Source organism: Halopseudomonas pelagia CL-AP6 (assembly GCF_000410875.1).
GTDB classification, from domain to species: Bacteria; Pseudomonadota; Gammaproteobacteria; order Pseudomonadales; family Pseudomonadaceae; genus Halopseudomonas; species Halopseudomonas pelagia.
Map to the genome: position 1 here is coordinate 25,007 of NZ_AROI01000030.1, position 6,436 is coordinate 31,442.

General features: G+C 58.0%; 4 protein-coding genes and 1 pseudogene. All 5 read left to right on the top strand.

What is annotated here, in order from left to right; all coding sequences use genetic code 11:
- Positions 1 to 174: 174 nt before the first annotated feature.
- The gene (locus K787_RS0118825) at positions 175 to 1,389 is read left to right on the top strand and encodes a DegT/DnrJ/EryC1/StrS family aminotransferase (protein ID WP_022964360.1); all 1,215 of its coding nucleotides are present in this window, start codon (positions 175 to 177) and stop codon (positions 1,387 to 1,389) included.
- A 111-nt stretch (positions 1,390 to 1,500) separates the two neighbouring features.
- On the top strand, positions 1,501 to 2,382 hold the full coding sequence (gene galU, locus K787_RS0118830; RefSeq protein ID WP_022964361.1) for a UTP--glucose-1-phosphate uridylyltransferase GalU: 882 nt from the start codon (positions 1,501 to 1,503) through the stop codon (positions 2,380 to 2,382).
- A gap of 11 nt (positions 2,383 to 2,393) precedes the next feature.
- Positions 2,394 to 3,689: a UDP-glucose dehydrogenase family protein gene (locus K787_RS0118835; RefSeq protein WP_022964362.1), complete on the top strand. Its 1,296-nt coding sequence runs from the start codon at positions 2,394 to 2,396 to the stop codon at positions 3,687 to 3,689.
- Positions 3,689 to 5,332: a glucose-6-phosphate isomerase gene (pgi, locus tag K787_RS0118840; protein ID WP_022964363.1), complete on the top strand. Its 1,644-nt coding sequence runs from the start codon at positions 3,689 to 3,691 to the stop codon at positions 5,330 to 5,332. Before K787_RS0118835 ends, pgi begins: the two co-directional genes overlap by 1 nt.
- 324 nt (positions 5,333 to 5,656) lie before the next feature.
- Positions 5,657 to 6,418: pseudogene (locus K787_RS23765) on the top strand (Fic family protein); the annotation flags it as partial.
- Between the last annotated feature and the right edge of the window lie 18 nt (positions 6,419 to 6,436).

Below are 6,436 nucleotides of genomic sequence, written 5' to 3' on the forward strand. Positions count from 1 at the left end.
AATGGGTGCCGGCGCCGCCGTAGTCAGTGATGTGCCGGAAAACGCCACGGTCGTTGGCGTACCCGCAAAACCTATTTAATGGCCTGATTAGTACCTGCCTATTTTATTGCTATGGATTAATTTCCCGGTCAGCGGGGCTGAGGCTTTGCTGACACCGGTTTACAAGGATTCTTTATGCTCAACACCCCCTTCGCTCCTTGGCCCTCTTTTACCCAAGAAGAGGCGTCTGCTGTAAGCGATGTTTTACTGTCAAACAAGGTTAACTATTGGACCGGGCAGCATGGCCGGGAGTTTGAAAAGGAGTTTGCCGCCTGGGCCGATTCCAACTACGCCATTGCCTTGACCAACGGCACCGTGGCGCTGGACCTGGCGTTGAAGGCGCTGGATGTGGGCCCGGGCGATGAAGTCATCGTGACCTCACGGACCTTTCTGGCCTCTGCCTCCAGCATTGTGACGGCGGGTGCGGTACCGATTTTTGCTGACGTGGATGCCGCATCGCAGAACATTACTGCAGACACGGTGCGCAAGGTGCTGACTGAGCGCACCAAGGCAATCATTTGTGTGCACCTGGCTGGCTGGCCCTGCGATATGGACCCGATCATGGCCTTGGCTGAGGAGCAAGGGCTCTATGTGATCGAGGATTGCGCCCAGGCGCATGGGGCCCGGTACAAGGGGCGCTCGGTAGGTTCGATTGGGCATGTGAGCGCCTGGTCTTTCTGCCAGGACAAGATCATGACCACGGGCGGCGAAGGCGGCATGGTCACCACTAATGATCGTGAGCTGTGGTCGCGTATGTGGTCTTACAAGGACCATGGCAAAAGCTGGGAAGCGATTTATGAGCGTGAGCACCCACCGGGTTTCCGTTGGTTGCACGATAGCTTTGGTACCAACTGGCGGATGACCGAGCTGCAAGCAGTGATCGGCCGTATTCAGCTCAAACGCATGGCCGATTGGACGGCAGCGCGCACGGCCAATGCTGAGCGTATTTGGCACACTTGTGAAGATTTTGATGTGCTGCGCGTACCGCAGTTTAACGGCGCCGGCACTCGTGCCCCTGAGCGCGCCAGCGGTAACCAGCTCACGCACGCACATTACAAGTGTTATGTGCAGGTACGGCCTGAGCAGTTGGCAGAGGGTTGGAGCCGTGATCGTATTGTTGAAGAGATTGTTGTGCGGGGCGTGCCCTGTTTTCAGGGCTCTTGTTCTGAGGTGTACCTGGAAAAAGCCTTCGACAATACCGCGTGGCGGCCAGCTGAGCGCTTGCCAGTGGCGCGCGAGCTGGGTGAGACCAGTTTGATGTTTTTAGTGCACCCAACGTTGACGACAGCAGAGCTGAGTAAGACCTGCGACGTGATTGCGGAGGTAGTGGGGCAGGCGGGTGCTCGCTAGCGGCTAGGCTATGCTGTAATGAGCTTTCTGACTATAGCGCTGGTGAACTCTAGCAAGACTCTGCGCTCTTAAAACCAGGAAGCTGTGTTTGATTGTTTATTAGGAGTCACTGTGAAGGTTACCAAAGCTGTTTTACCTGTTGCCGGTCTCGGCACGCGTTTTTTACCCGCCAGCAAGGCCATCCCCAAAGAAATGGTGACTGTGGTTGATAAGCCGGTTATCCAGTACGTGGTGGAGGAGGCCATGGCTGCGGGTATCAACGAAATTGTGTTGGTGACTCATTCCAGCAAAAGAGCCATTGAAGATCACTTTGATGTGAACTATGAGCTGGAAGCGGAGCTGGAGCGGCGGGGCAAGAAAGAGCTGCTGGAAATATTGCGTGATACCGCGCCGCCAGACCTGAAGATAACGGCCGTGCGCCAGGGCAAGGCATTGGGGTTGGGCCATGCGGTGTGTTGTGCGCGGCCGATTGTGGGTGATGCACCCTTTGTCGTGATGTTGCCCGATGTACTGGTGGAGCAGTCTGGCGCGGTATCGGATTTGCGCCTGATGACCGAGCGCTTTGCGCTGGCAGGGCAAGCGCAGATTATGGTTGAGCCGGTGCCTTATGAGCGGGTTAGCCAGTACGGCGTGGTGGACTTGAACGGCTCAGACTTGCACCAGGGCAAGCATGCGCTGATGAGCCAGGTGGTAGAAAAGCCCGCACGGGCTGATGCGCCGTCTAATCTGGCGATTGTGGGCCGTTATGTGTTGCCGGCGAGTATCTTTGAGTTGCTGGCTAACACTAAACCGGGTGCCGGTGGTGAGATACAGTTAACTGATGCCATTGCTACCCTGATGCAGCAAACCGGCGTAGAGGCTTACCATATTCGTGGCCGCTCTTATGATTGCGGCAACAAGCTTGGTTACCTTGAGGCCACGCTGGCGTATGGCCTGGCGCACCCGCTGTTGGGTAATGATTTTCAAGTGATGTTGGCGCGCTACCAGCGCTGAGGAGCCTGAAGATGCACATGGACGTATACGGCGATACGCTTTGCGCGCTGGTGAGTGCCGCTGCACTGGCATCGTCGGGCAATCAGGTGTTTTTGCATCTGCCGGACGGCCCTGCGGCCGAGAAGCTGGTTAAGGGCGAGTGTCCGTATCGCGAGCCAGGGTTGGCTGATTTGATGGCAGAACAGAGCCAGGCCGGTCGTTTGGTGCTGGCGGGCATGGCGTCGCGGCCGGGACAGCAAAGCCGGGTGATCTGGCTGGCGCTGAGCCCGGATGCGGTTCATCTGGCGCAGGACATACTACGATCATTGCCGAGCAACCGCGCGCAGGCCTGGCTGGTGGTTAATCAGTCGACCTTTCCGGTTGGTACCAGTGAGGCGTTGCAGCAGGTATTGGAAGAGCACGAAGCGCACGCCGAGTCCGGCAGTGCGGTGGTCAGCCTGCCGGATTTGCTGACGGAGGGTAATGCGCTGGCGGGCTTTATGCGCGCCGACAGCTGGCTATTGGGCGCCAACGTGGCCTGGGCCGAGAAGTTGGTGTTTGAGCTTTTAAGGCCGTTCAACCGCCGCCGCGACACGGTGATGGTGATGCGCCCGCGTGAGGCCGAGTTTACCAAGCTGGCAATTACCGGCATGTTGGCTACGCGCTTGAGTTATATGAATGACATGGCCAACCTGGCCGACAGCCTGGATGTGGATATTGAACGCATTCGCCAGGGCATGGGCGCAGACAAGCGCATTGGCGAGTCCTACTTGTACCCCGGCTGCGGTTTTGGTGGGCTGAGCTTTTCCCGCGATGTGATGAGCTTGGCCTCTACCCTGCAGGTAAGTGGTATGCAGGCGCAGCTGCTGGATGAGGTGCTGCGCATCAACGAGCGGCAGAAAGAGGTGCTGTTTCGTAAGTTGTGGCGGCATTACGGCACCGAGTTGCGCGGCCGCAAGGTGGCGATTTGGGGCGCGGCCTTTAAACCTGAATCTGCCCGGATTGATAACTCCCCGGCATTGAAGTTGATTGAGGCGCTATGGGCGCAGGGCGTGGAAGTGCATGTGCATGATCCGCGGGCCCTGCGCGCGCTGGCAGATTGGGCCGGTGAGCGCGAAGACCTGGTGCTGCACACCGACCCCTACGCTGCCGCTGAGGGTGCTGATGCGCTGATGCTGGTGACCGAGTGGAAAGCCTACTGGAGCCCGGACCTGCTGCGCTTGAAGATGTGCATGGCTTACCCGCTGTTGCTTGATGGGCGCAACGTGTGGGACCCGGAGTTTATTAAGCAGAACGGTTTTGACTACTTTGGCATAGGGCGGCGCTGATGCACACTTCCAAGCTACAGAGTGAAGCCTGGCAGGCGCTGCTGAGCCATGGCGAGAGTTTGCGCGGCAAGCACCTGGCTGAGCTGTTCGCCCATGATGCGCAGCGTTTTCAGCGCTTGCACCGGCTGTTCGGGCCGATTCTGTTTGATTTCTCCAAGCAAAGTATTGAAGAGCCGACCTTGGGTTATTTGCTGGATCTTGCCCGTGAGCAGGGGCTGGCCAAGTGCATGGACGCGCTGTTTGCCGGTGAGCGGATCAATTCCAGCGAAAACCGTGCTGCCATGCACTGGGCGCTGCGTTTGCCGCCCGAGCGTGTTTGCGAGGTGGATGGCGAGGATATTACCGGCCTGGTTCACGCCCAATTACTGCGCATGGATAAGATCGTCACTAAGATTCGCGCTGGCCAATGGCGTGGCGCGACCGGTGAGGTGATTACTGATGTGGTCAATATTGGCGTGGGTGGCTCTGACCTGGGGCCGTTAATGGTCACCCAGGCGTTAACGGATTCACGCTTGCCCGCTGCGGCCGAGCTGAATGTACACTTTGCCTCGACCATGGACGGCAGCCAGCTGTCGCAATTGCTCGGTGGCCTGAGCCCGCACTCGACGCTGTTTATCATTTCCTCCAAGTCGTTCTCTACCATCGATACCTTGACCAACGCCGCGACGGCCAGGCACTGGCTTGAGCGTGAGTTGGGTGAGCGCGTGGGGTTGCTCAATTGCCATTTTCTTGGGGTGTCTTCCGCTGCTGGGAAGATGACGGAATGGGGCATACCCGAGTACAACCAGATGCGCCTGTGGGATTGGGTGGGTGGGCGCTATTCGCTGTGGTCGGCGATTGGCTTGCCGGTGGCGTTGAGCATTGGCATGCATGGCTTCAGGGAATTGCTGCGCGGCGCGCATGATATGGACGAGCATTTCCGCGAGGCGCCCTGGGAGCAGAACCTGCCGGTGCTGCTGGGGATGATCGGCATTTGGAATACCAATATTCTGGGCATCAATGCGCATGCGATTCTGCCCTATGACGGGCGCCTGAAAGAGCTGCCGAATTATTTTGAGCAGTTGGAGATGGAGTCTAACGGCAAGAGCGTCAACCGCTCGGGCGAGCCGGTGGATTACGCTACTTGCCCGATTGTATGGGGTAACGTGGGCCCGAATGCCCAGCACGCGTTCTATCAGTTGCTGCACCAGGGCACTGAAGCGGTGACCTGTGACTTTATCGTGCCGGCCAGACGCTACCTGGAAGCCCAACACGACGAAGCCGCCCCGGAACTGGTCGCCCAACACGAACTGGCCCTGGCCAACTGCCTGGCCCAGTCCCGCCTGCTGGCCTTGGGTGACGCCGCCGTAGAAGGCGCCGAAGCCCTACCGCCAAACAAACGCTACCGCGGCAACCAGCCCAGCTCTACGCTGCTCCTGAACGAGCTGACGCCCTATAGCCTGGGTGCGCTGATTGCGTTGTATGAACACAAGGTGTTTGTGCAGTCAGTGATTTGGGATATCAACCCGTTTGATCAGTGGGGGGTTGAGATGGGCAAGAAGATTGCGGTGGATACGTTGGAGCAGATCCGCGGGCAGGGGGCTGATTTGGCGAGTACGGATGGGTCTACTGCGGGGTTGTTGGAGCGGATATTGCGGGGGTGATGATGCTCGTCATTCCCGCCCCCCACCGTCATTCCTGCCCCAGATTTTCGTCATTCCTGCCCCACATCTTAGTCATTCCCGCCCCAGATCACCGTCATTCCTGCCCCCCTCTATCGTCATTCCCGCGCAGGCGGGAATCCATTCTGACCTTCCGGGCAGGCCCCAAGCCCGTGAACAAAAGGCACAGACCTGCCTGGATTGGCGTTTTTCTTATAAAAGCGCTATTTGTTAACAAATTCGCGCAACTGTTAGGCTTTTCAGATTCCGAGAGTTAGCATTTTCACGTAAGGTGCTGGTTTGAGTAACGCTTTCGGGCTCACCCAGCGCGCGCGACGCTGGCGAGTGAACGACAATCTGCCAGGTACGCCTGACTTTTGCCCGTTGATCCGCCGCACTCCAGAGGTTCAGGAAGCCCTGCGGTTCGATCTGGCTGGTGCCTTGAGCGAGTTGGATCGGATATTTGGTGCTGACATCCTGATGCGTATGGCCAGTTGGTTGACGTTCAAGGAGTCGCGGGCGAGCTTTCTTATTGAGAAGGAGGCCGATCAGGGCGACAGAATTCAGCGGTTTGCGCACGTGATCGCCAAGTTCTGCGGTCGTATCAACGATCCATTGAGTGACACTAGCCTCCTGAGCTTGCAGGCGGGCATTCTCGGGCACGATGCAATCGGTTTGGGCTTGCGCCGTGCGCCCGTATTTGTCGGGCAGGCAACGATGTACGAGGATATCGTGCACTACGTCGCTCCCCATTTCGAGGAGTTGCCGAAGTTGCTCAATGGCCTCAAGGCTTTCGAGCACGCGACGCGAGGGGCTGAGTCATTGGCTAGAGCTGCGGCTTTGGCATTTGGCTTCATATACATCCACCCCATGCGGGACGGCAATGGGAGGATTCATCGCTTCCTGATCAATGACACCCTGATCCGCGACCAGGCAGTGCCTGATGGCGTGATTCTGCCGGTATCTGCAACCATTACCAGTTCGATCGACTTTCGGGCGGGGTACGACCGAGCGTTAGAGGTGTTTTCCAAGCCGTTCATGCAACGCTACGCGGGCTCCTATCGGTTTGGTGCAATCACCACCTACGAGTAAGCATCCGGTAAGTAC